At 41.2% G+C, this 22,549-nt stretch carries 22 protein-coding genes and 1 riboswitch; of the genes, 3 read left to right on the top strand and 19 right to left on the bottom strand.

The genetic code is table 11. The annotated features are described in order from the left end of the window. Positions 1-6: 6 nt before the first annotated feature. The 4 genes from HMPREF0556_RS04305 to HMPREF0556_RS04290 all read right to left on the bottom strand — a co-directional run bounded on the left by HMPREF0556_RS04305 (position 7) and on the right by HMPREF0556_RS04290 (position 3,219). Positions 7-660, bottom strand: coding sequence for an ABC transporter permease (locus tag HMPREF0556_RS04305; RefSeq protein ID WP_003755880.1), 654 nt, complete (start codon positions 658-660; stop codon positions 7-9). Between the two features lie 3 nt (positions 661-663). Beyond that, a complete protein-coding gene (locus HMPREF0556_RS04300; RefSeq protein WP_003755878.1) occupies positions 664-1,833 on the bottom strand; it encodes a betaine/proline/choline family ABC transporter ATP-binding protein in 1,170 nt (389 codons plus the stop codon). A gap of 183 nt (positions 1,834-2,016) precedes the next feature. Then, positions 2,017-2,580 (bottom strand): energy-coupled thiamine transporter ThiT, encoded by a 564-nt coding sequence (gene thiT, locus HMPREF0556_RS04295; RefSeq protein ID WP_003755875.1) that lies wholly within the window; start codon positions 2,578-2,580, stop codon positions 2,017-2,019. 62 nt (positions 2,581-2,642) lie between these two features. Beyond that, positions 2,643-2,747: riboswitch (TPP riboswitch) on the bottom strand. A gap of 58 nt (positions 2,748-2,805) precedes the next feature. Beyond that, the gene (locus HMPREF0556_RS04290; RefSeq protein ID WP_040486465.1) at positions 2,806-3,219 is read right to left on the bottom strand and encodes an MmcQ/YjbR family DNA-binding protein; all 414 of its coding nucleotides are present in this window, start codon (positions 3,217-3,219) and stop codon (positions 2,806-2,808) included. Between the two features lie 241 nt (positions 3,220-3,460). Here HMPREF0556_RS04290 and HMPREF0556_RS04285 point away from each other — a divergent pair, with 241 nt between their 5' ends. Then, a complete protein-coding gene (locus HMPREF0556_RS04285) occupies positions 3,461-5,056 on the top strand; it encodes an ABC-F family ATP-binding cassette domain-containing protein (protein WP_003755872.1) in 1,596 nt (531 codons plus the stop codon). A gap of 40 nt (positions 5,057-5,096) precedes the next feature. Here the strand turns inward: HMPREF0556_RS04285 and HMPREF0556_RS04280 are convergent, their stop codons facing one another. The 8 genes from HMPREF0556_RS04280 to HMPREF0556_RS04245 form a co-directional block, all read right to left on the bottom strand. Continuing rightward, complete coding sequence (locus tag HMPREF0556_RS04280) at positions 5,097-5,765, bottom strand: DUF4352 domain-containing protein (RefSeq protein ID WP_003755871.1); 669 nt, start codon at positions 5,763-5,765, stop codon at positions 5,097-5,099. 97 nt (positions 5,766-5,862) lie between these two features. Further along, positions 5,863-7,530, bottom strand: a complete 1,668-nt coding sequence (locus HMPREF0556_RS04275) for a ribonuclease J (RefSeq protein ID WP_003755869.1) — start codon at positions 7,528-7,530, stop codon at positions 5,863-5,865. Between the two features lie 20 nt (positions 7,531-7,550). Beyond that, positions 7,551-8,423, bottom strand: a complete 873-nt coding sequence (gene dapA, locus HMPREF0556_RS04270) for a 4-hydroxy-tetrahydrodipicolinate synthase (protein ID WP_003755868.1) — start codon at positions 8,421-8,423, stop codon at positions 7,551-7,553. Between the two features lie 18 nt (positions 8,424-8,441). Further along, a complete protein-coding gene (gene dapG, locus HMPREF0556_RS04265) occupies positions 8,442-9,647 on the bottom strand; it encodes an aspartate kinase (RefSeq protein ID WP_003755867.1) in 1,206 nt (401 codons plus the stop codon). Positions 9,648-9,659: 12 nt separating this feature from the next. Further along, positions 9,660-10,700 carry an aspartate-semialdehyde dehydrogenase gene (locus tag HMPREF0556_RS04260; protein WP_003755865.1) on the bottom strand — a complete coding sequence of 347 codons (1,041 nt, stop codon included), beginning with the start codon at positions 10,698-10,700 and terminating at the stop codon, positions 9,660-9,662. Between the two features lie 155 nt (positions 10,701-10,855). Further along, entirely contained in the window at positions 10,856-13,018 is a 2,163-nt protein-coding gene (locus HMPREF0556_RS04255) for a peptidoglycan D,D-transpeptidase FtsI family protein (RefSeq protein ID WP_040486464.1), read from the bottom strand. A 139-nt stretch (positions 13,019-13,157) separates the two neighbouring features. Continuing rightward, positions 13,158-13,559 (bottom strand): hypothetical protein, encoded by a 402-nt coding sequence (locus tag HMPREF0556_RS04250; protein ID WP_003755862.1) that lies wholly within the window; start codon positions 13,557-13,559, stop codon positions 13,158-13,160. Between the two features lie 131 nt (positions 13,560-13,690). Beyond that, positions 13,691-14,299, bottom strand: coding sequence for a superoxide dismutase (locus HMPREF0556_RS04245; protein WP_003755860.1), 609 nt, complete (start codon positions 14,297-14,299; stop codon positions 13,691-13,693). A gap of 345 nt (positions 14,300-14,644) precedes the next feature. On the opposite strand from HMPREF0556_RS04245, the gene HMPREF0556_RS04240 reads away from it, so the two are divergent. Next, positions 14,645-15,436 carry a DUF1189 domain-containing protein gene (locus HMPREF0556_RS04240; protein ID WP_040486611.1) on the top strand — a complete coding sequence of 264 codons (792 nt, stop codon included), beginning with the start codon at positions 14,645-14,647 and terminating at the stop codon, positions 15,434-15,436. Positions 15,437-15,591: 155 nt separating this feature from the next. Here the strand turns inward: HMPREF0556_RS04240 and HMPREF0556_RS04235 are convergent, their stop codons facing one another. Continuing rightward, positions 15,592-16,023 carry a Fur family transcriptional regulator gene (locus tag HMPREF0556_RS04235; RefSeq protein ID WP_003755854.1) on the bottom strand — a complete coding sequence of 144 codons (432 nt, stop codon included), beginning with the start codon at positions 16,021-16,023 and terminating at the stop codon, positions 15,592-15,594. A 118-nt stretch (positions 16,024-16,141) separates the two neighbouring features. Here HMPREF0556_RS04235 and HMPREF0556_RS04230 point away from each other — a divergent pair, with 118 nt between their 5' ends. Further along, a complete protein-coding gene (locus tag HMPREF0556_RS04230; protein ID WP_003755852.1) occupies positions 16,142-16,840 on the top strand; it encodes a tryptophan-rich sensory protein in 699 nt (232 codons plus the stop codon). Positions 16,841-16,898: 58 nt separating this feature from the next. Here HMPREF0556_RS04230 and HMPREF0556_RS04225 read toward each other — a convergent pair whose 3' ends face one another. The 6 genes from HMPREF0556_RS04225 to HMPREF0556_RS04200 form a co-directional block, all read right to left on the bottom strand. Next, positions 16,899-17,393, bottom strand: coding sequence for a cysteine hydrolase family protein (locus HMPREF0556_RS04225; RefSeq protein WP_003755850.1), 495 nt, complete (start codon positions 17,391-17,393; stop codon positions 16,899-16,901). Positions 17,394-17,407: 14 nt separating this feature from the next. Then, positions 17,408-18,334: a manganese-dependent inorganic pyrophosphatase gene (locus HMPREF0556_RS04220; protein ID WP_003755847.1), complete on the bottom strand. Its 927-nt coding sequence runs from the start codon at positions 18,332-18,334 to the stop codon at positions 17,408-17,410. A 16-nt stretch (positions 18,335-18,350) separates the two neighbouring features. Then, positions 18,351-19,244 carry a deoxyribonuclease IV gene (locus HMPREF0556_RS04215; protein ID WP_003755845.1) on the bottom strand — a complete coding sequence of 298 codons (894 nt, stop codon included), beginning with the start codon at positions 19,242-19,244 and terminating at the stop codon, positions 18,351-18,353. A gap of 12 nt (positions 19,245-19,256) precedes the next feature. After that, positions 19,257-20,564 (bottom strand): DEAD/DEAH box helicase, encoded by a 1,308-nt coding sequence (locus HMPREF0556_RS04210; RefSeq protein ID WP_003755843.1) that lies wholly within the window; start codon positions 20,562-20,564, stop codon positions 19,257-19,259. A gap of 127 nt (positions 20,565-20,691) precedes the next feature. Further along, positions 20,692-21,813, bottom strand: coding sequence for a Nif3-like dinuclear metal center hexameric protein (locus tag HMPREF0556_RS04205; RefSeq protein ID WP_003755840.1), 1,122 nt, complete (start codon positions 21,811-21,813; stop codon positions 20,692-20,694). Beyond that, entirely contained in the window at positions 21,810-22,514 is a 705-nt protein-coding gene (locus tag HMPREF0556_RS04200; RefSeq protein ID WP_003755838.1) for a tRNA (adenine(22)-N(1))-methyltransferase, read from the bottom strand. The genes HMPREF0556_RS04205 and HMPREF0556_RS04200 overlap by 4 nt, the downstream gene beginning before the upstream one ends. Between the last annotated feature and the right edge of the window lie 35 nt (positions 22,515-22,549).

Raw genomic sequence — 22,549 nt, 5'->3', positions numbered from 1 at the left:
CTCCTCCTACCTATTATCCCTAGACTCACGAATTGCCTTCGGTGTCATTCGGTATTCTAATTTTCCAAGTGCAAATTCCACGAGCAATGCCAAAATCGTAACCGGTATGGCACCGCCGAGAATAAGATCCGGACGATATAGATTCAAACCATTGAAAATGAAATCACCAAGACCGCCAGCGCCTATGTAAGATGCAAGCGTTGCCCAAGCAATAATATATACTGCAGATAAACGAATCCCAGCCATAATAACGGAAATAGAATTCGGGATCTCCACATTGACGATCAGCTGCCAGTTAGTCATTCCCATTCCTTTACCTGATTCGATCAAATTCTTGTCGACGCCCTTGACACCGATAAATGTATTTCGCAAGATCGGCAATAAAGCGTAAATAAATAGGGAAACGACTGCCGGTAATGTCCCTACGCCCAAGAATGGAATGATGAAAGCCAGGATCGCTAAGGATGGAACTGTTTGCAAGACACTGACGATTCCGATGACTATATTTGCTAATTTTGGCGAGCGTGTCAACATAATCCCGACTGGAACTGCGATCACAATCGCAAGCAAAACTGCTAATAAGGAGATATAGAGATGCTGCCATGTTTGCACAAGCAGACTATGGCCGTTTTCGCGAAAGAAACCAAAAAATGAATCCATTCTTTATTCCCCCTCACTTGTTACTGGAGAGGCATCCTTTGCTTCTGGAATTTCTACTTCTCCCCAAATAGAATCGTAAACAATGTCGACAAGACTTGCTCTCGTTACGATCCCGACCAGTTTTTTCTCATTATCTACAACTGGAACATATTTATAACCGCGTTTCAAGATACGTTGGATCGTATCACGTACTAATGTATCTTCCGTCACAGAGAATACATCTCTTTCCATGATATCGATAACCGATGTAGCTGTGCGACGATTATTATTGATTGCTTCAACGTCGATAAAGCCTTTTAAGTTATGCCGATCATCGACAACAAGTAAGGTATCGACCCGTTTGTCTTTCATGATTTGGATGGCTGCTTGAAGCGATTTATCCGCAGTGATCGAGATCGCATTCGGATTCATGATCTGACCTACTTGCGTCACGTCTGGTCTTGCCTCGATCAAACGTTCTTTCCCGATAAAATCTGCTACAAAGTCTGTAGCCGGATTACGCAATATCTCGTCCGGTGTATCGAATTGGATGATTTCTCCGCTATGCATGATAACAATACGGTCTGCTAATTTCAATGCTTCATCCATATCATGGGTAACAAAAATAATCGTTTTGCCGAGTTCGCGCTGTAAGTTTTTGAATTGTTCTTGCAAGGCATCTCGAGTGATCGGGTCAAGTGCTCCAAATGGTTCATCCATCAAGATCAAGTCTTGATCCGCTGCTAATGCTCTGAGCACGCCGATCCGTTGTTGCTGTCCGCCACTTAGTTCATACGGATAACGATCCAAGAATTCTTCTGGTAGATCCACCAATTTGATAAGTTCCTGAGCACGTTCCCGTTTCTTTTCTTCCGACCATTTCAAAAGTTTTGGTACCAGCACAATGTTTTCTTGGATCGTCATGTGCGGCATGAGACCGATCTGTTGGATAACATAGCCGATCGATCGTCTTAATTTCACCGGATCTTCCTCAAAAATATTTTTGTCATTGATCCAGATTTTTCCTTCTGTCGGTTCGATTAGTCGATTGATCATTTTCATTGTCGTTGTTTTACCACAACCACTAGGTCCAATAAAGCAAATAAATTCACCTTTCTCAATCTCGATGTTCAAATCATTTACCGCTTTTTTACCACCTTTGTATGTTTTTGATACGTGTTCAAATTTTAACACGCCCTACACCTCCCAAGGTCATTTTCTATATAAAACTAAACTACTCTCCCTTAACATGCCCTACTTTCCCCATTTCTAAACAAAAAGGAAAGCTTATTGTGTTTTTATTTTACAATAAGCTTTCCTTTTTGAACTGACTGACCGCTTCTCTATCAAAGGGTTAGCCGTTTTTATAAAAAAGTACTATTTTTTTGAAAAAAATAAGTTTGGTGCTAATTTTATGAGATAACTAACAACGATTCCGGCCACGATCAGAGTGGCTAAAAAGCTCGCTCCGTTCATAACAATGGAGAATAATTGCGCGCTCCAACCTTTAAAGGCATAGGCTCCCCAGAAAATAACGCCAGCTACATAATGCCAAAAGTATTTTGCAAAGCCCCCTACAAACATCGATACCCACGCTAGGCTGATTGCTTTTTTGTAGGATTTTGCAATGATGAGATAGCGAATTTTACTCGAATTGATACCAGCAAATGCCACAAATACAAATGCAATGACATATTCAATGACTGCTTGCCATGGAGTCAGGATATACGCTTTCCCAACTACAAAATGCAGTAATCCCCATAATAGCCCTGTGAAACCAGCCGCCCAGAAGCCGCGGCGAATCCCGATCACATAAATCGGGATCATTCCCAGTGAAATCGAAAAACTCGAACCGATGTCGGTCGGTACTAGACTTAAAATAAGTCCGATCGCTGCAAAAATAGCACATTCCAGCAGCACTAACAATCTTTTATTGACCATAAAAAATAAACTCCCTTCTTCTTTTTGCTAAACGCACCCCAGAAGAAAGCAGTTCGATATCGAAATGCTACTTGCCACAATCCCTACGCTCGTACTAACGAACAGGTTCAAAGGGTTAGAACATCAAGTGTTCAGTCTCAGCTTATAAAGCTCCCCCTGTGGTAACGTTTATGTAATTGTCTTACTCGTATCATTATACCAGTATCTCTTCGTTTGTAAAGTATCTTACTCGCTTTTATCAAAAAGCTCTCCCCCGTATTTTAGGCGGAATGCTTGTTGTTTTTTCTTTGTCAACTTATAAAATACTAGGCGATAACTGGCTTCGATCAATTTCTGTTCGAGTTCAGCCTCCACTTCGGTCGCGGCGTCATCATGGTAGACGATCGTGATCCAATGCTGCTTATTGAGATGGTAACCCGGCATGATCGAGCGATATTCTTGCATTAGTATCTCTGCTTTGGCAGGATCACATTTTAAGGACATGTATAGTTCCCCTGTCGGCATACGATGAATCAGCGCAAACATCTTTTCGGCGAGCCGCAAGACATGCGTTTCCGCTCCGAATGGGAAGACTTCTTCTGTACCTGGTAAGGCGAGGCATTTATTTATTTTTTGCAGTAAAAGAATATCTTTTTCCATCTCCAAATCTCCTTTTAACGTTAACAGCTTCAAGTGCTGTACTATTACTATACACATCTGCTAACAATGCTATGGTGTGCTTCATCTTTTCGCCATCCTTCCATTATCTAACAGCAATTATACCGGAAAACAAGTTTTATAGACAACCGATAAATGACCTTTCTATCATTTACTGGGTTTCTTTGTGCTCTAACTCATGTTAAAATAGAACTAATTGTGTACTTTGTATGGGAGGAAAAACATGTTAACTGTAAATAACGTAGGATTACGCTACGGCGATAAAAAATTATTTGAAGATGTTTCCATTAAGTTTACACCTGGAAACTGCTACGGATTGATTGGTGCTAATGGTGCTGGTAAATCCACTTTCTTGAAAATCTTATCTGGTGAGATCGAATCTCAAGCTGGAAATGTTCACTTGCCATCTGGTGAACGGTTGGCCGTTTTGAAGCAAGATCACTTCCAATATGATGAAGAACTTGTTTTGAATACGGTCATCATGGGTCATGATGTGCTTTATAAAATCATGGAAGAAAAAAATGCGATCTATATGAAAGCAGACTTTAGCGATGAAGATGGTATCCGCGCCGCTGAATTAGAAGGTGAATTTGCGGAACTGAACGGCTGGGAAGCAGAATCAGAAGCTGCTGTTTTACTAAGCGGACTGGGAATCGATTCCAGTCTTCACGATAAACTGATGAAAGAACTTACTGGTTCTGAAAAAGTGAAAGTATTGCTTGCACAAGCGCTGTTTGGTAAACCAGATGTGCTATTACTCGATGAACCTACCAACCACTTAGACATCCGTGCCATTCACTGGTTGGAAGAATTTCTAATCAATTTTGAAAATACGATCATCGTTGTTTCACATGACCGTCACTTTTTAAACAAAGTATGTACACATATTGCGGATCTTGATTTCAGCAAAATCCAGCTGTACGTCGGTAACTATGACTTCTGGTATGAATCCAGTCAATTAGCACAACAAATGATGGGCGACCGCAATAAAAAGAAAGAAGAAAAAATCAAAGAGCTCCAAGATTTTATCGCTCGTTTCAGTGCGAATGCTTCCAAATCGAAGCAAGCGACCAGCCGGAAAAAAATGCTGGATAAAATCACACTGGAAGATATCCAACCTTCCAGCAGACGCTATCCATTCATTCAATTTTCACCGGAAAGAGAGATTGGTAACGACTTACTGACGGTAGAGAATCTTTCTAAAACGGTTGATGGTGTAAAAGTATTAGATAATCTAAGCTTTACTATCAATCGAAATGACAAAGTGGCTTTGGTCGGCGATGATGAGCTTGCCAAAACGACGTTGTTTCAAATTCTTGCTGGTGAATTAGAACCAGACGAAGGAAGCTACAAATGGGGTGTTACAACCTCGCAAACGTACTTCCCGAAAGACAACTCGGAGTTCTTTGAAGAAAATGATATGAACTTAGTAGATTGGCTTCGTCAGTTCTCTCCTGAAGATGACAGCGAAGCGTTCTTGCGCGGCTTCTTAGGACGTATGTTGTTTAGTGGCGATGAAGTGTTGAAAAAAGTCCGCGTGTTATCTGGGGGCGAAAAAGTGAGATGTATGTTGTCTAAAATGATGTTATCGCATTCTAATGTGCTTATCTTGGATGAACCTACCAACCACTTGGATCTGGAATCGATCACTTCTTTAAATAATGGCTTGGCAAGCTTTAAAGGTGCAATCCTGTTTGCTTCGCATGACCACCAATTACTACAATCATTAGCAACACGTGTGTTAAATATTTCCAAAGACGAGTTTTACAATAAGGAAATCACGTACGATGGGTATTTAGAAGAAGCTTTGCATGTATAAAAAAAAGCACTGCCGTTAAAGCAGTGCTTTTTCTATGTCATTATTTAGCAGGCAGCTTGATTTCTTCTGTTTCCGTTCGCTTCGGATCAGTTGCTTTGCCGATATAATTCAGCCAGTTTAACTGGATATGCGACACGTCCCCAACCTGTTTCAGCTTAGCAATCGGAAAAACTAATTTTCCAGTAGTTTTCTCGTTTGGTTTTAGCTTGGTTTTATCAAAATCTGATAGCAAGGCATCTGCGCCGTTAACAGTTTCTGCGTCAGTAGTCAGCTCGCCTTGTGTTGGATAAGTGTCGATGGTCTCCCCTGTTTTGTTAGTGATCGTCAGATAAACCGTAACACTCCCCGGCATGTCTTTATTTTCCATTGTGGAAAATGTTTTTCCTTTAGTAATCGTGATTTTTTTGATTTCTTTATTGATGGCGTCGTCTGTATTTTTCCAGTCTACGGAGTAATTTTTATGTATTTGCTTCGTTTCTGTATTTTCTGCAGAATCTGTCGTTTTGCTGCCATATTCAAACACTTGATTTTGAACATCCTGATAGTGTTTAAGGCTCACAACGACACCAATAATGGAGCTCACAATAGCAAGCATCCCAACAATAAGTATAATAGCACCAATTTTTTTCGTGATCGGCAAGAACAACATGACTAAACCGGCGATAAATACGAGAAAAGCAAATATCCCGATAACGATCCAAATTTCCATATAGTTGATAGCTCCTTGTCTTTATTCGTACTTCAATATATCATAAAAGCAGTAAAAAAAACAACTCTCGGCTATAGCGAGAGTTGTTTTGATTGGACTAAATTTCCATGATGATCGGTAAGATCATTGGACGGCGTTTTGTTTGTTCAAATAAATAACGGTTAAGCTTATCACGAATATCCTGCTTCAGTTTTGCCCATTCAAATTCAGGATCCGCCAAATTTTTCTCAACGATCGTGGTGATCACTTTGGAAGACTGTTCGATCAGATCTTCGGACTCTCTTACATAAACAAAGCCTCGGGAAATGATCTCTGGCCCGGAAACGATCGTTTTGCTACGACGGTTCAATGTTACCACCACGATGAAGATCCCATCTTCGGATAACAATTTCCGGTCACGCAAGACGATGTTGCCCACATCTCCCACACCTAGTCCGTCAATCAGCGTATTTCCAGCATACACACGATTACCAACAGACATCTTATTGTTTTTATATTCGACAACATCACCTTTACTGATAACGAATGTGTTTGATTGCGGGATGCCTACTTCTTTAGCTAGTTTCGCATGAGCGATCAAGAGACGATATTCTCCATGTACAGGAATAAAGTAGGTTGGCTTAAGTAGATTCATCATCAATTTCAGATCTTCTTGGCTACCATGTCCGGAAATGAACAGGTTGCTGTTCATTGTAAGTACTTTGGCGCCGGCGCGATAAAGCATGTCTAATGTTTTTGACATCACCGTTTCCAAGGCAGGTGAAGATGTTGTAGTAATGTACACTGTGTCGCCTTCCTTGATGTTGACTTGGGGATGATGTCCATTCGCCATTTGTTGCAAGCTTTTGATTGGCTCTCCTAGATTACCGGTTTCAATGATCGTTACTTCATGATCCGGCAATTTATTAGCTGTTTTCAGTGATACCAATAATTCATCATCAATCAATAATTTATTTAATTTTTTCCCGATAGAAACGACTTGTTCCAATTCTTTTCCGACGATCGCTACTTTTCTTTTTACAGCGAATGATGCGTCTAGCACTTGCTGCAGACGAATAAAGTTAGATGCAACACAAGCTACAACAACTCTTCCTTCTGCGGAGCGAAAGGCATGACGAATATCTTCATTGATTAAGTGATCGCTCGCAGTCGAGCCCGGATGTTCCGCTTCTGAACTGTCAGACAGAAGCGCAAGCACGCCTTTTTCACCCACTTCAGCAATATGGCTCAAGTTTGCTTGATAACCTACTGCAGCGGACTGATCAAATTTGAAATCGCCTGTATAGACCACGGCTCCTTCGCTTGTTTGCAGAACGATCCCAACTGAATCAGGAATCGTATGCGTCGTACGGAAAAAGGAAACATCGATCTTTTTGAAGGATAAGACACTTTCTTCATCTACGACATGGAAATTACGGAATCTTAGTTTCGGTAATGCTTTCATTGCTGATTTTGCTAAAGCGATCGTAAGTTCTGTTCCATAAACAGGGGCTTTCACTTTTTGGAGTAAGTAAGGGAGTGCGCCAATCGCATCTTCATGTCCATGGGATAAAAAGATAGCTTTTACCCGGTCTTTGTTCTCTTCTAAATATTTAAAATCTGGGATGACGACATCGATCCCTAGTAATTCATCTTCTGGGAACTTTAAGCCCGCATCTAAAATAAAGATGTCTTCATCAATTTCTACGATATATAAATTTTTACCATTTTCGTCTACCCCACCAAGCGGGATGATTTTGATGGCTTTTACTTTTTTGATAGTCAAATGTCATCCTCCTTTCTTATCTACTGATTTAACAGTTTTTCTAATTGTTTTCCGGTTTGTTCATCTACTTCGGTCAGCGGCAAGCGAACGTGACCAACACTGATTCCTTGCTTATTGAGCAGATATTTTGTTGGCGCTGGATTCGGAACACTGAAAAGCTCCTTCATCAGCGGCAATAACTGGCGGTGAAGCGCAGCTGCGCGTTTCACATCGCCATTATCAAAAGCTTTGAGCATTTCTTGCAGTTCATTGCCGGCTACGTGGCTCGCTACAGAAACGACTCCGTTTCCTCCTACTGCATAAATCGGCAGGGTCAAGCTATCATCGCCGCTATAAAGGGTAAAATCCTCGCTTGTTTCTGCAATGATTTTTGAAATGTTATCTAAGTTGCCGCTTGATTCTTTTACAGAGACGATATTCGGTAGTTTGGAAAGCGCAATAATGGTTTCCGGTTCGATGTTCACAACACTTCTGCCGGGAATATTATAAATCATTACTGGCAGCGGAGAAGCTTCGGCTACTGCTTTAAAATGCGCGTATAAGCCTTCTTGATTTGGTTTGTTGTAATAAGGTGCAACAACCAAGACAGCATCGATTCCGCCGATTTCAGCAACTTCTTGCGTGAAAGCGATCGTCTCTGCCGTATTATTCGATCCTGTACCTGCGATGATTTTTACGCGACCTGCGTTCGTCTCAACGACTTGTTTAAATAGCTTGATTTTTTCATCATGTGTCAGCGTTGGCGATTCACCTGTAGTTCCTCCGACTACAAGACCATCGGAACCAGTTTTAATGAGATGTTCGACTAAATGATGTATTCTTTTTTTGCAAACTTTATCTTTCTCTGCATGAAATGGTGTGACCATTGCTGTCACGACTTTCCCAAAATCCATGGTTGTTCCTCCTCTAAATTAACCTAAACAGAAAATATCATGCAAGGCATTTACTGCGATGATCATATCTGCTTCGTTCACTAAGACCCAAATGGTCGTATGGCTGTCTGCAGATTGTAGAATCGGAATCTGGTGCTCTGCAAGCGCACTAACTATTTTCGCAGTAACGCCTGCCACACCGGTGATTCCTGCTCCCACTACTGCGACCTTAGCACAATTATCGATTGCTTTTGCTTCTAGGTCTAAGGTTTTTAATAATTCAATAACTTCTTCTTTTTTGCTGAACGGCACTGTAAAAACAATGTTTTCTGTGGAGATATTGATGAAATCCAAACTGATAGCTGCATCAGCAAGTACTTGAAAAGCTTGTTTTTGGATAGCAGTACCATTAGCAGGTACTGTGAATTGCGTCAAGTTTGGAACATGCGCGACACCAGTCACAAGGCGGTCGCCCACATCTTTTTTCTCCGTAAGGGCTTCTTGCCCTGTTATCAATGTACCCATGCCATCTAAGTATGTAGATCGGATTCGCATTGGGATATTTCCCTTCATCGCGATCTCCACAGCTCGAGGGTGAATCACTTTTGCACCGTGGTTCGCCATATTGCTTACTTCTTCATAACTCACTTGATTAAGCCGATGAGCATGCTCGACGATCCGCGGATCTGCGGTCATCATCCCATCGACATCAGTAAAGATGTCGACGTAGTGTGCTTTTAGTGCCACACCAAGTGCTGCGGCTGAAGTATCACTACCACCACGCCCAAGCGTAGTTACGTCACCATTCGGGGCAATTCCTTGGAATCCGGCTACAACGGCGACATCGACATGTTCTAATGCAGCTAATATCCGGCCCGGGTCCACCTTTGTGATCTTTGCTTGCTGATAATCCGAAGTTGTATGGATACCTGCTTGTCCGCCCGAAAATCCTTCTGCTTTAACGCCGGCTTCTTTTAACATATTTGTGAAAACGGAAGTCGAGATCAGTTCACCCACCGCAACTAACATATCCTGTTCCCGTTCTGTAAGCTTAGTACCACCTGCACCGATCAATTCTAACAATGTGTCAGTGGCATAAGGATCCCCGATGCGTCCGATAGCGGAAACAACAACGACGACTTTTTTGCCGGAACGGATCGCTTTCTGAATATGATTGAATGCCATTTCTCTAGTTTCTTTTGATTGAACGGATGTACCACCGAATTTTTGTACGACTAGTTCCATTTGTTACACCTCTTAAATAATCGCTAAACGAATCAGACTTTCTGCAATTTGGATGGAATTCCATGCAGCGCCTTTTAATAGATTATCCGATACGATCCATAAATGAAATCCATTTGCTTGGTCTAAATCTTTTCTGATCCGCCCCACAAATACTTCCTTTTTACCGACAGCGTTTGCTGCCTGCGGGTACAGCTGCGTACTTGGATCATCTTCTAAAACAACACCAGGAGCGTTTCGAAGTTTATCTTGTAAATCTTTAGCAGTAAGGTCATCCGCGTCCACTTCGATATAAACACTCTCAGAATGACCGCTTACAACCGGAAGACGCACACATGTCGCAGAAACCGCGATCGAGTCATCTTCCATTATTTTTTTCGTTTCATTGGTCATTTTCATTTCTTCATACGTATAGTCATTCTCAGTGAAGACATCGATTTGTGGCAAGGCGTTAAACGCAATTTGATAATGCTCTTTATCGCCTTTGACTGGTAAGATCTCCGGCGTGAACGCTTCTTTATTCAAGATAGCTTGTGATTGTGTTTCTAATTCTCGAATCGCACTGACACCAGAACCCGATACCGCTTGATAGGTAGAAACAATGACGCGTTTCAGACCAAAAGCCGCACGAATCGGTTCTAAAGCTGCTACCATTTGAATCGTGGAGCAGTTTGGATTAGCAATGATTCCGTGGTGTTCGAATAATGCTTTTTCATTTACTTCAGGCACTACCAGCGGAACATTTTCATCCATGCGGTAGGCACTTGTATTATCAATAACGATTGCTCCATGTTTTACTGCTTCAGGCGCTAATTGTTTGGAAACACTTCCCCCAGCACTGAATAAAGCAATATCTACGCCTGCAAAACTTTCAGGCGTCGCTTCTTTGATTGTTACTTCTTCGCCTCGGAACGACAGTTTTTTTCCTGCTGAGCGCGCAGAAGACAAAAAAGAGATTTGCTTTATCTCAAATGTCGCCTCTTCCAATAATTTGATCATTTGGGTTCCTACTGCTCCCGTTGCTCCTACAACAGCGACATGATAGCCGGTTGTCATGGTAAATTCCTCCTTTGTGTTTGCCGATTACCTAAATCGTTTTCCTACATTCTTTAATAATACCATAATATCATGGTTTTCGCAGTGTTTTGCTGGAAGAAATTTAACAAAAAGCCTCCTGCTCAGGCGGCAAGAGGCTTTCTGCAAAAGGCATTTTAGCGGTCTTTTTTCGTTTGCTCTGATTGTGCTTTGGAAGCCGCTTTCCGATTGTTGATGGGTTGATCGACAACCGATTTATCTTTTTTCGCTTTCGCGCGTTTGGTTTTTAGTTCAAAGTATTTATCGAATACTTCGCGTGAGATGGACATATTGACTTTAGGGTCGGTGCCGTTCTCACGATACCCCCATGGAACAACCACAGAAACTGCTATTTCCGGTTTATTAGCCGGTGCGTAACCTACGAAAGTCGTATTCCATACACTTGCTCCACGACTTTCTTTTTTAGGACCATCATAAAATGCTTGAGCAGTCCCCGTTTTTCCAGCAATATCATATTTGGCATCACCAAGATAAGCTTTACCAGTACCCTCTGGACCATGTGTTACCAGATGGAAACCTTCTTTAACAGTGTCGATATCTGATTGCGTTACATTGATTCGATTCATCACTTTTGGAGCTACTGATGTTGCTAAGGTACCAACTTTGTCTCCACTTGTACTTGGGTTGCGAATCTCTTTTAACATTCGTGGTGCGATTCTATTGCCGTTATTAGCAATTGTAGAAACATATTGTGCCATTTGCAGTGGCGTATACGAATCATATTGACCGATGGCAAAATCGAGGATTTTTCCGACCGTTTTGTCATCCCCTTTAAAACCTACTTGTTCACCAGGAAGATCGATCCCTGTTTTTACACCTAAACCAAATTGGTTGTAGTAATAGCGCATTTTATTAAAGGTAGAGGGCGATGCCGAAAATGGGGTATCATAAACATAATTATACCCCGCCATTTTCATGGAAACTTGATACATATATGAGTTAGAAGATTTTTCTAAAGCACGTTGAGGAGAAAATGCTCCGCCAGTTGTGAACCAAGAGCTTTTCGGCTTCGTACCTTTAAATTGAATCGGATGGTCATCAAACACTGTATTCCGTGTAATCGCCTTATCCATAATACCACTTAATACAGTTGCTCCTTTAACAGCCGAACCCATTGCGTAGGCAGTGGTAAATGTCCCTAACGAATAATCATCAAATCCACCTTTATCATTCAACTTCTCACCCGCAAGTGCAAGAACCTCACCAGAATATGGGTCCATTGCTACCACAAAGGCACGGTCGAATAAATCCGATTGGCCAGCTTGTTTCCCTTTACTGATATTCTTTTTCAAAATATCTTCTACTGCTTTTTGGAAATCAACATCCACAGATAGCACCAGGTCTTTTCCTTTAGAGCCTTCATATTTTTGAACCGTTTCAATGATATTTCCTTGGCTGTCCAGAACGCTGTCGGATTTTGATTTTTGACCAGCTAAAATGCTTTGATATTGTGCTTCAAGGTAACTTTTCCCAACACGATCATTGCGACTATAACCTTGCGCCAAATAATAATCGACTTTGTCTTTCGGCAGTCCTTCTTTTTCGGAGGAAACCGAACCGAGGATAGAACGTAGTGTATTCTTGTAGGTGTAGTAGCGATTCCAATCGGTAGTTGTATCGACACCTGGCAAGTCCGTAAGGTTTTCACTGACGCGTGCTACTTCTTCATCCGTTACATCACTATTTTTGATGATAGCTTCCGACATCGCATAGCCGGTATTCATTCGTTTGAAGATCGTCGCTGCTTTCAAATCGTCTTGGCTTAGCCCTTTTAAGTCAGCATCGGTTACATGCGCAACTTGGTATTCATAGGTTTTTTTACCGTCTGTTGCTTGTTTTTCTTTTGCTGTTAATCGATTTAATGATTCCGTTGGATGCTTTAAGATCCAGTAATCGATCAAATCGCGTTTCGGAACTTTTTCTTTCTTTACATGAATCAATTTGTTTAATTTATTGGCAACTTTAAACATTTCCGTGGATTTTGTCTGGGTGCTCTTTGTATATGTGATCGATTTAACTGCCGAGTTCCCCACGAGCAAATTATAATTGCGGTCATAGATGACCCCGCGTGGGACATTTTTGGAGATTGATACATTATCAGTTTCTTCCAATTGTCGTTTATAGGTATCCCCTTGAACGATCTGTACGATACCTAAGCGCAAGATCAATACGGAAAACAACACAAAAATAACGAAAAACAATATATTGAGCCGCAATGGAATAATGGCACGTTTCTTCTTATCTACATCTTTTTTCTTTTTTCTAAAATTAAGTTTCACGCGTCTCGTTCCTCTCTTTTTCACTCATAGTATTATTGTAGCGGATAATGAGGTTTTTTTCCAGAGATAGAAAGTTAATTTTTCCTTAAGAAAAAACGATACTCTATAAAATAAAAAGTATCGTTTTTCAAAATTTTATTTATCTAATTACTGTAAGATAATGTTTTAATTCAGCATGAAAGGACCCATATCCCCATTCTCCATTTACAATAATATCATATTTCCCAGATTTTAAACCTTTGAGAGAAAAGGAAACCTTATAAGTTTCTTTATTTTGAACACTGATATATTTTAAAATTTTATTGCTGCCCTTTTTCATAAGTGATACTTGGACACCTGCTCCAGTAGCTTTACCTCGTACAACTATTGTGGTAGCCTTTTTAGAATAAGTGTTAGCATCCGTATGAAATGCAACTCTTGATGACCCTTTCGATTCCATAGCATAAGCACTAGGTACAAAAGTAACTAAACTTAAAATTAAAATAAGTAAAAATCCTCCCGTATAAAGTAACTTTCTCTTTCTTGGTAGTATAAAATTCATTCTAGGTAGCCTCTTTTCTGTTTTTTTTATGATGCACTTAAAAGTATAAATAAGACATCTATCAAAGTCAAGGAGGTAAGTAATGCAAAAAAGCGATGAAGCACAGAGGCTTCACCGCTTTTTAAATTCAATTATTTAGCAGCTTCAAAACGTTTGTTTACTTCATCCCAATTGACAACGTTCCAGAAAGTAGTGATGTATTCTGGACGACGATTTTGGAATTTAAGGTAGTAAGCGTGTTCCCAAACGTCTAATCCTAAAACAGGTGTTTTACCATCTGTTAATGGAGAGTCTTGGTTGGCTGTGGAAGTGATTTCCAAGTTGCCGTTATTCACGACAAGCCATGCCCAACCTGAACCAAAACGGCCAGTAGCTGCTTCAGCAAATTTTTCTTTGAAAGCGTCGAAGCTACCGAAAGTACTTTCGATCGCATCTTTAATAGCGCCAGTCGGTTCACCGCCGCCATTTGGGCTTAGGATTTGCCAGAAGAATGTGTGGTTAGAATGACCGCCACCATTGTTGCGTACTGCTGTACGGATATCTTCCGGAACGCTATTTAGATCTGCAACAAGTTCATCTACAGATTTGCTTGCTAAGTCATCATGACCTTTTAAAGCGTCATTTAGCTTGGTTACATAAGTATTGTGGTGTTTGGTATGGTGAATTTCCATAGTCTCCTTATCGAAATTCGGTTCTAATGCATCGTATGCATATGGTAATTTTGGTAATTCGTATGCCATTATGAATCTCCTCCTTAAAATGAATGAAATTGCGCAAAAAGAAAGCAATACTAAATGGTTCAAATGAACCGCCATGAGAGGCAATCTACCTACATCGCTTTTTGGTAATGCGTTTTCTTTTACTTCTTTTAGCCTATCACGCTTTCACATGTGGGGCAATTTTTCTGCTCAAAACAGAACTGTTTGCTTTTATCGGAAAATCAAGCTATCATTATACCAGTATTGCATAAATTTTTGCGCACCAGATTTGTGAAAAACAATGAAACGAGATTATGTCTCGCATTCTTTTGTTTTCCCGCTTTATTAAAAGCTAAACCAATGATTGAAGAGGTGTTGAAATTACAGATGAATATTTTTAAACGTTTTTGGAAAAGTTTGTATGCGCCGGAAACGATCGCGACCTTTCGCTCAGATAAATTAGCTAAAAGTATTATTTATTTGATCCTTTTATCTTTTGTAGCTTTTCTGCCGACTGCTTACTATACTTACAGCACCACGAAAGACGCGCTCCATGTCGGGGAAGAAACGATCAGTCAGCAAATACCTGAGTTCCAAGTGGATGCCGGGAAATTGAAAGTGACGGATTCGAAGGAGCAAAAAGAACCGATCTCTATTGACCAAGGAAACTTGCATATTTACTTTGATGCGACGGATAAAATCACTCCGAATTATGTAGATGCGCGCATTGGTTCTTATGATAGTGCGATCGCCTTTCTAACGGACGGGATTTATATCAGTGCAGCCGGGAATTCACAAAAAGTCGCCTATGAAACGGTCGGCATCACTGATAAAGCCAGTTTGATCCACGCTTATCAATCTGTTGAAAAATTAGCAACGATCTTAGTGCCATTTATCCTATTGTTTGTTTTTATCATTATTCTCTTTTCTACCGCGATGGAAGTATTGTTGTTTGCTGTCCTAGGATTTTTATTAGCTGGTGCTGGACGAAATGGTATTACCTTCAAGCAAACTTGGAATATCGGGACGTATAGTATTACATTGGCGACGATATTTACGATGGTCATGGAGATTATTCAAGTTACGGTCCCATTCAATATGGAGATCAATCTGGTTGTTTCACTGATTTTTGTTTACCTAGCGATTCGGACCATCACTGTTTCAAGCGAAAAAGAATAAGGCGTTTTCTCCCTTCTGCATCCATGTAGAAGGGATTTTTATAGGGTTTTCGGTGGTAAAAACATTTCAATAGCGCTATAATTGGAAATATCTTGCAAGGCTCAAAAAAATCGCCCCTAACTTTTCGCTAGGAACGATTTCTTTTTTTACCGGTATCAGGAAGCTTGTTTTGCGGCACAATTTGGGCAAAGACCATAAACTTCAAATTTATGACCATTGATTTGATAGCCGGGTAAGCTTTCTTGCAGGAAGTCCATTGGACAAAGCATGATTTCTTTGGTTTTACCGCACTCCATGCAGATAAAATGATGGTGATGATGCATATGCGAACACGCTAGACGGAAGTTTTTTTCGCCCGACAGTTCGGTTTCTTCAAATATTTCCAGGTCAACAAAGAGTGAAAGATTCCGGTAGATCGTATCAAAACTGATCCCGGGGAAACTGTCTTTCATATTGTCCAAGACGTCTTTAGCAGTTAAATAACTATTTTTTTTAGCAAATAAATCAAGGATAAAACATCTTTTCTCTGTTTGTTTATAGCCTTGGTCTTTCATTTTATCAATGGCTTCTGTTACTGTAAGAGTCAACTTTACTCACCTCTTAATCTCTTAAATAAACTATAGTTTCAGTATATACAACTTTTCCATACTTGTAAATCGTAATGATTATGGATTATCTCAATTTTATGATATAAAGGAGTATTTTATGCGCTTAATGTGGATGTATTTAACCTTTTTCCTCACGGTGGCTGTGAACTTTTTTGCAGAGACACTGCCGCTCAACGGTGTGACGACGGGGGAAGTCAGCAATCAAATCGATGTTTGGTTCACACCAGCAAATTTTATTTTCAGTATTTGGGGGCTTATTTATCTCTTGCTGTTTATCTGGCTGATCGCGGTGTCTTTTCGTTATCGCGACATCCAACTGCCAGTGACAGCGAACTTTATTGCCAGCAATCTACTCAATATGCTTTGGCTGATCGTTTGGCATTTTGAATGGTTCTGGTTTTCTCTTTTGGTGATGTTGCTATTATTTTCCGCGCTTTTCTTGCTTTACAAGGCGCTTCAACGATCCGTGTTACCGCGTCCTTTCCTGCTTCCGATCTCCATTTATTTCGGCTGGATCACCGTTGCCTTTTTAACGAATATCAGTTATGTATTTGTAAATAGCCATATCATCACTGGTATTCAAGGGATTTGGACGGTGCTCGCGTTACTAGTCGGCATTATCATCGCAATTGTTTTCCGCTTACGTCAGCAAGATGTATGTTATCCACTGGTGTTTGTCTGGGCTTACATAGGAATCGGTATTAAGTTATATGGGGCGCATACCGGAATCGCGATTTTCAGTATGATCGGTGCATTGCTGATTGGTTGCTCGCTTTTCCTTCGTAAGCGTTACTAGCTTGCTATAAATAAAAAAGCCATTTTTCTTGCCGCATTAGCAGGAAAACTGGCTTTTTTTAAATAAATTGTAAGAAGCGGTTATTCCAAATAGCTTCATAAAAAGTGATCGTGGTTTGAGCATCCATCTGTATATTCGTTATGGTCGAGGAAAAGCCTGGCTTCATATATAAGCGATAGCCGAGGCCGTGTGCGAACTTGACGGTGCTGTCCACGCAGTATTCGGTCTGAGCACCGCATATTTCCAGTTCATCGATTTGGAGGCTATCCAACAAGTTTTGCAGCTCCGTCTGATAAAACGCATTCGGATGTGTCTTACGAATATAGAAATCATCTGGTCTTGCCAGTAGTTCCGGTAGCAATTCCCATGCCGGTTCGCCGGCGACTAATTCTTCGTCTTCGTGTTGAACGAAAATAATTGGGGCATCGTTTTTGCGAAAATGATGGATCCGCTTGTTGATACCCGCTATTAATTCATCTAACTGATAAAGCACTTCGTCCCCACAGCAAACGCCTACCTGCATATCGATAACCAATAACGCCTGTTTACTCATCGGGATCCTCCTTTCTATGCTTCGAAAATTTTTGTTAAAACAGGAACCACTTGTTTTTTACGAGAAACGACATCTTTAAGCGGTGCAAGGTGATTTTCAAGTTTGACATTATAAGCTTGTTCCACTTTGGCTGTTTCTGTTCCAAGCGCAAGACCTACGGAGTCATTTTTCAAAATATCTGTGATCACGAATAGGTAAAGGGCTAGACCTTTCGCTTCGATCGCCTTATTGATAACGGCTTCCACTTCTTCTTGACGTGCCAATACATCTTGTACATCAACGACATTGATTTGAGCGATCTCGATTTTTTGATTATTGATGTTGAATTCTTTGGCATCCAGTAATAGTTCAGCTACCGTTTTCGAACTAACATCTGCACCTGCTTTCAACATATCAAGTCCGTATGTATCAAGGTCGAGATCTGCTATTTTCGCCAAATATTCTGCTGCAGCTTTGTCTTCTTCCGTAGAAGTTGGGGATTGGAAAAGCAGTGTATCGGAAATAATTGCCGATACCATCAATCCAGCTGTAGTTTTTGTGGGTTCTAATTTATTTTCATGGAACATTTTCAAAAGGATCGTTGCTGTACAGCCAACTGGCTCAGCGCGGTAATATAGCGGGTCGCTTGTTTCAAAGTTAGCGATGCGATGATGATCAACCACTGCTGTGATCGTGACCTCTTTCAAATCATCGACACTTTGCTGACTTTCATTGTGATCTACTAAAGCTACTTCTGCTACTTCGCCTGCAACGGTTGTAACCAAACGAGGTGTTTTTACTTGGAAATAATCTAAGACAAAAGCGGTTTCGCTGTTTAATTCGCCTAGACGAACTGCCTCGATGTCCTCACCTAATGCAGTTCGAAGCTCTGCATAGCTGATAGCCGAACAAATCGTATCAGTGTCCGGATTTTTGTGTCCAAATACAAGTTTTTTACTCATTTTACATACTCCTTTATCACTGGTTTATAATTTTCTCTAACAAATCAGGATCCCATTGCTGATCACGCAGCATCGCGATCTCGAATTTGTAAGGAGGCTTTTTATTTTTCTTGTCTTCACCGACATAGGGCGTTTCCAAGATTTTCGGGATATCTGCAAGTTCTGGATGGTGGATGATATAGTTTAATGCATCAAAACCGATTTCTCCAAAACCAATATTCGCATGGCGGTCTTTCCCTGCTCCGCGAATATTTTTGCTGTCATTAAGATGCAGCACTTTCAAGCGGTCTAACCCGATGATCTTATCAAATTGATTAAGAACACCATCGAAATCACCGACGATGTCATAACCGGCATCGTGCGTGTGACAAGTATCGAATGTGATCGACAGTTTATCATTGTGCGTCACGCCATCGATAATAGCTGCCAATTCTTCAAAGTTTCTTCCGATTTCTGTCCCTTTTCCTGCCATTGTTTCTAGGGCGATCTGAACAGACTGGTCCGCCTCTAAGACTTCGTTCAACCCTTTGATGATCTGCTTGATCCCGGCTTCTGTTCCAGCGCCAACATGAGCCCCAGGATGAAGTACGATCTGTTTTGCTCCGAGTGCCTCTGTACGGGATATTTCCGAACGCAGAAAATCGACACCCAATTCATAGGTCTCTGGTTTGATACTATTACCGATATTGATGATATAAGGCGCGTGCACAACGATCTCAGCTATGCCGTTTGCTTTCATATGTGCCATTCCTGCTTCGATGTTTAAGTCTTCGATCGCTTTGCGGCGTGTGTTTTGAGGTGCACCTGTGTAGATCATGAAGGTGTTTGCTCCATAACTAGCTGCTTCTTTACTGGAACCAAGCAGCATTTCTTTTCCGCTCATGGAAACATGGCTACCGATTCGTAGCATTCCGATTCCCCCTTATCGTTTCTTGCGGCGTTCTCTTCGTTTGATTTCCGCCATTTTATAGTTGATTTTCTTTTTATAGTTAGGTTTTCTTTTTTGTTTTGCCTTTTTGCGCATTCCAATTTCACGGGGGTCCGCTGTTTCGCGTTTTGCTTCCCGTTTATCACGTCGATTGCGATCTTCTACTTCTACAAAAGCACCTTTTTTGATAGTCATGTGCTGGAATGTGATGCCTTTCTTCTCAAGCTGAGCCAATTTATCTTCATCAGCTGGGTCATAGATTGTAAGCGCAATGCCAGAATGACCGGCCCGACCTGTACGTCCAGTACGATGGATATAGAAATCCAGATCATCCGGAAGTTCAAAGTTGATAACATGACTGATCCCTTGGATATCGATCCCCCGCGCTGCTAAATCGGTCGCTACGATGTATTGATAATCCATGTTTTCCACTTGCTTCATTGTCCGTTTACGTTCACGCGGTGATACATCGCCATGGATCTTTGCTACTTTCAAGCCCCGTTCCGTAAGTCCTGCGGCTACTTCATCCGCTGTTTGTTTTGTATTTGTGAAGACGATACCGAGAAATGGTTGGAAAATCGTCAAGGCTTCCTTTAGTAGGTCGATCTTGTCACGGCTTTTGGAAGCAAGTAGCGTATGCGTAACAGCTGTAGAAGATACTACTTTCGGCTGAATGTGTTCATAACGCGGATTTTCCATGTATTTTTTGAGGAAAGGTTTCAGTTTTTCCGGAATTGTTGCGGAAAAGACAAGCATTTGCAAGTTTGGCGGCATTTTACCAGCAATTGCATCGACATCGTTTAAAAAGCCCATGTCTAGTGCCATGTCGGCTTCGTCGATCACCAATGCTTTTGCAGTATAAACAGCAAGCGCTTTTTCCCGAATCATGTCATTGATACGTCCAGGTGTACCGATAATGATGTGGGGTTGCGTTTTAAGTTTATCCAACATGCGCTGTTTATCTGTTCCACCGATCAATAGGCGCGTTGAGATTGGTTGCTCGCTTTCTTCTGTGATCTTACGTGCTTCATTATAGATCTGCGTCGCTAATTCTCTGCTTGGTGCAGTGATCACGATTTGGATCTCGTGTTTTTCTGGATCGATTTTATTGATAAGCGGTAATAGGAAAGTATGTGTTTTCCCTGTTCCTGTTTGTGACTGTCCAATGATACTTTCACCACGCATGATACCAGGGATCAATTTTTGCTGGACTTCTGTTGGCTCATAAAAGCCGATTTTGTGAATTGCTTTGTTAATAAAAGGTTGAAACCCAAATTGGTCGAACCTTGTTGATTTCGCCATTAAATTCTCACTCCGTTCTGTTCCTAAATGCCATTATAGCATTTATTGACGTTTCTAACTACCTAAAAAATGCGGATGTCTCCAAACAAAAAAGAATGCTGTGATAAATCAGCATTCTTTTTTCTCTTTATTGGAATAAGAACGGATCTGTATTTGCTTCGGATACGATCAATTCTACATCATATTTCAAATTATCTGCTTCTTTTTGGTATTTTGTTTTTAAAACACTTTTGACGATTTTTTCGATATGATGGCCGGCGTCAACTGTGGATAATCCTAGATCTAACAAGTCGTGCCCGGTATGATAATAGATATCGCCTGTCACATAGACATCCGCACCTGTGCGTTTCACTTGATGGATGAATTTATTGCCGTCGCCACCAATGATCGCAACTTTCTCGACGTCTTTACCGATGTCGCCGATAAAGCGGACATTTTCGATCGCTAGTTCTGATTTCAAATGATCGATGAAGGCCGGCATACTGATTTTTTTCGGCAGTAAGCCGACGCGGCCAAGTCCTTGTTCATAAGTTAGATTACTGAGATCAAAGCAGTCAATGACCGGCTCCTCATAAGGATGAACGGAACGAACAGCTTTAATGACCGTTTCTTCCAAATGTTTGGGGATGATCGTTTCGATCTTGATCTCATTGACGATCGTCGGTTCGTTTACTTCGCCGATTGCTGGATCAGCATCACCAGTCGGTGTGAAATGCCCTTTGCCTTCATAGCTGAAGCTGGTGTCTTTATAATCATTCCCAACTTCTCCTGCGCCATTATTATAAAGGGCTGTCCGTACTTTTTCTTCTGCATCTTGAGGAACATAAACAGCGATTTTAACGAATGGCTCTTGGTAGGTGGAAACGATCGTTTCAGTATCGGTAAGTCCTAATGCATCTGCCAGATAGTCATTGACACCATCTGGAGCGATATCCAGATTCGTATGAGCATTATAAACGATAATATCGTGTTTGATCAATTTGCGGATCATTCTGCCTTGCCCGGTGCTAGTATCGATTTTTTTAAGAGGACGATAGAAAAAAGCGTGATGCGAAATGATCATATCGACGTTTTTTTCGATGGCTTCTTCGACCACCGGTTCCAATACATCTAATGTAAACATGATTTTCCGAACCTTCTTGCTTAGATCTCCGACTTGAAGGCCGATCACATCGCCTTCCATTGCTAAGTACTTGGGCGCGATCTTATCCAAGATCGCTGCATATTCAAAGCCGTTTGCTACTTTCATTTTAACACTTCCTCTGCTAATTGAATGTTGTTTTCCAGCTCTTTTAGGCGTTTTTTATTAGCTTCCGAGAGAACGGCGCTCTTTCTGATCGCTGTCCCGATTTTTTGCCAGTTTTCTTTTTCATGCAACCATTTTTCCCGAAAAACAGTATTTTTTTCCTGCAAGAGACATGGCCCGAATAATTTTTCGCTTTCGTTATAACTCACTTGCTCCGCCGCACGTTTTAAATGCAGCACTTCATATATTTTATTATCTTCCCTTAAAATCGCTTCTGAAACGATTTCCCAATGATTCTTTTCTGCCCAGTCTCGAATCTGCCAAGCGGCAACGTTTGGTTGCAAGACAAGTTCTTTTGCCGTCAGCAGTTTAGAAGCTCCGTTTTCCAAAATGGAACGAATCAATGCCCCACCCATTCCGGCGATCACGATCGTGTCGATTTTGTCCGTGTGGTCGATCACAGCTAATCCATCGCCGAAGCGAACATCGATTTTAGCGGTTAAAGCCGTTTTAGCAACTTGCTGGCGGGCTGACTCATAAGGTCCCTTTACTACTTCGCCAGCGATCGCATAGCTTGCGAGACCGTTATTGACCGCATAGCAAGGCAAATAAGCATGATCGCTGCCAATGTCGGCGATCCGGCTCCCTGGAGATATGTATGTTACTACTTTTTCTAAGCGTTTGGATAATTGTACTTCATTCATAGGTAGTCCCTCTTTTCAAAAAAAGGATGCTGGCA

Source organism: Listeria grayi DSM 20601, from assembly GCF_000148995.1.
GTDB lineage: Bacteria > Bacillota > Bacilli > Lactobacillales > Listeriaceae > Listeria > Listeria grayi.
The sequence above is the reverse complement of the archived record's forward strand: the minus strand, read 5'-3'. Positions and strand labels throughout refer to the sequence as shown.

Coding starts and splice junctions, on each gene's coding strand:
- HMPREF0556_RS04230 (WP_003755852.1), top strand. CDS start 16,142: ATGCGCTTAATGTGGATGTATTTAACCTTTTTCCTCACGGTGGCTGTG.
- HMPREF0556_RS04200 (WP_003755838.1), bottom strand. CDS start 22,514: ATGAATGAAGTACAATTATCCAAACGCTTAGAAAAAGTAGTAACATAC.
- HMPREF0556_RS04285 (WP_003755872.1), top strand. CDS start 3,461: ATGTTAACTGTAAATAACGTAGGATTACGCTACGGCGATAAAAAATTA.
- HMPREF0556_RS04260 (WP_003755865.1), bottom strand. CDS start 10,700: ATGACAACCGGCTATCATGTCGCTGTTGTAGGAGCAACGGGAGCAGTA.
- HMPREF0556_RS04205 (WP_003755840.1), bottom strand. CDS start 21,813: ATGAAAGTAGCAAACGGCTTTGAATATGCAGCGATCTTGGATAAGATC.
- HMPREF0556_RS04245 (WP_003755860.1), bottom strand. CDS start 14,299: ATGGCATACGAATTACCAAAATTACCATATGCATACGATGCATTAGAA.
- HMPREF0556_RS04210 (WP_003755843.1), bottom strand. CDS start 20,564: ATGGCGAAATCAACAAGGTTCGACCAATTTGGGTTTCAACCTTTTATT.
- thiT (WP_003755875.1), bottom strand. CDS start 2,580: ATGGTCAATAAAAGATTGTTAGTGCTGCTGGAATGTGCTATTTTTGCA.
- HMPREF0556_RS04250 (WP_003755862.1), bottom strand. CDS start 13,559: ATGAATTTTATACTACCAAGAAAGAGAAAGTTACTTTATACGGGAGGA.
- HMPREF0556_RS04290 (WP_040486465.1), bottom strand. CDS start 3,219: ATGGAAAAAGATATTCTTTTACTGCAAAAAATAAATAAATGCCTCGCC.
- HMPREF0556_RS04280 (WP_003755871.1), bottom strand. CDS start 5,765: ATGGAAATTTGGATCGTTATCGGGATATTTGCTTTTCTCGTATTTATC.
- HMPREF0556_RS04220 (WP_003755847.1), bottom strand. CDS start 18,334: ATGAGTAAAAAACTTGTATTTGGACACAAAAATCCGGACACTGATACG.
- HMPREF0556_RS04240 (WP_040486611.1), top strand. CDS start 14,645: ATGAATATTTTTAAACGTTTTTGGAAAAGTTTGTATGCGCCGGAAACG.
- dapA (WP_003755868.1), bottom strand. CDS start 8,423: ATGGATTTTGGGAAAGTCGTGACAGCAATGGTCACACCATTTCATGCA.
- HMPREF0556_RS04225 (WP_003755850.1), bottom strand. CDS start 17,393: ATGAGTAAACAGGCGTTATTGGTTATCGATATGCAGGTAGGCGTTTGC.
- dapG (WP_003755867.1), bottom strand. CDS start 9,647: ATGGAACTAGTCGTACAAAAATTCGGTGGTACATCCGTTCAATCAAAA.
- HMPREF0556_RS04215 (WP_003755845.1), bottom strand. CDS start 19,244: ATGCTACGAATCGGTAGCCATGTTTCCATGAGCGGAAAAGAAATGCTG.
- HMPREF0556_RS04305 (WP_003755880.1), bottom strand. CDS start 660: ATGGATTCATTTTTTGGTTTCTTTCGCGAAAACGGCCATAGTCTGCTT.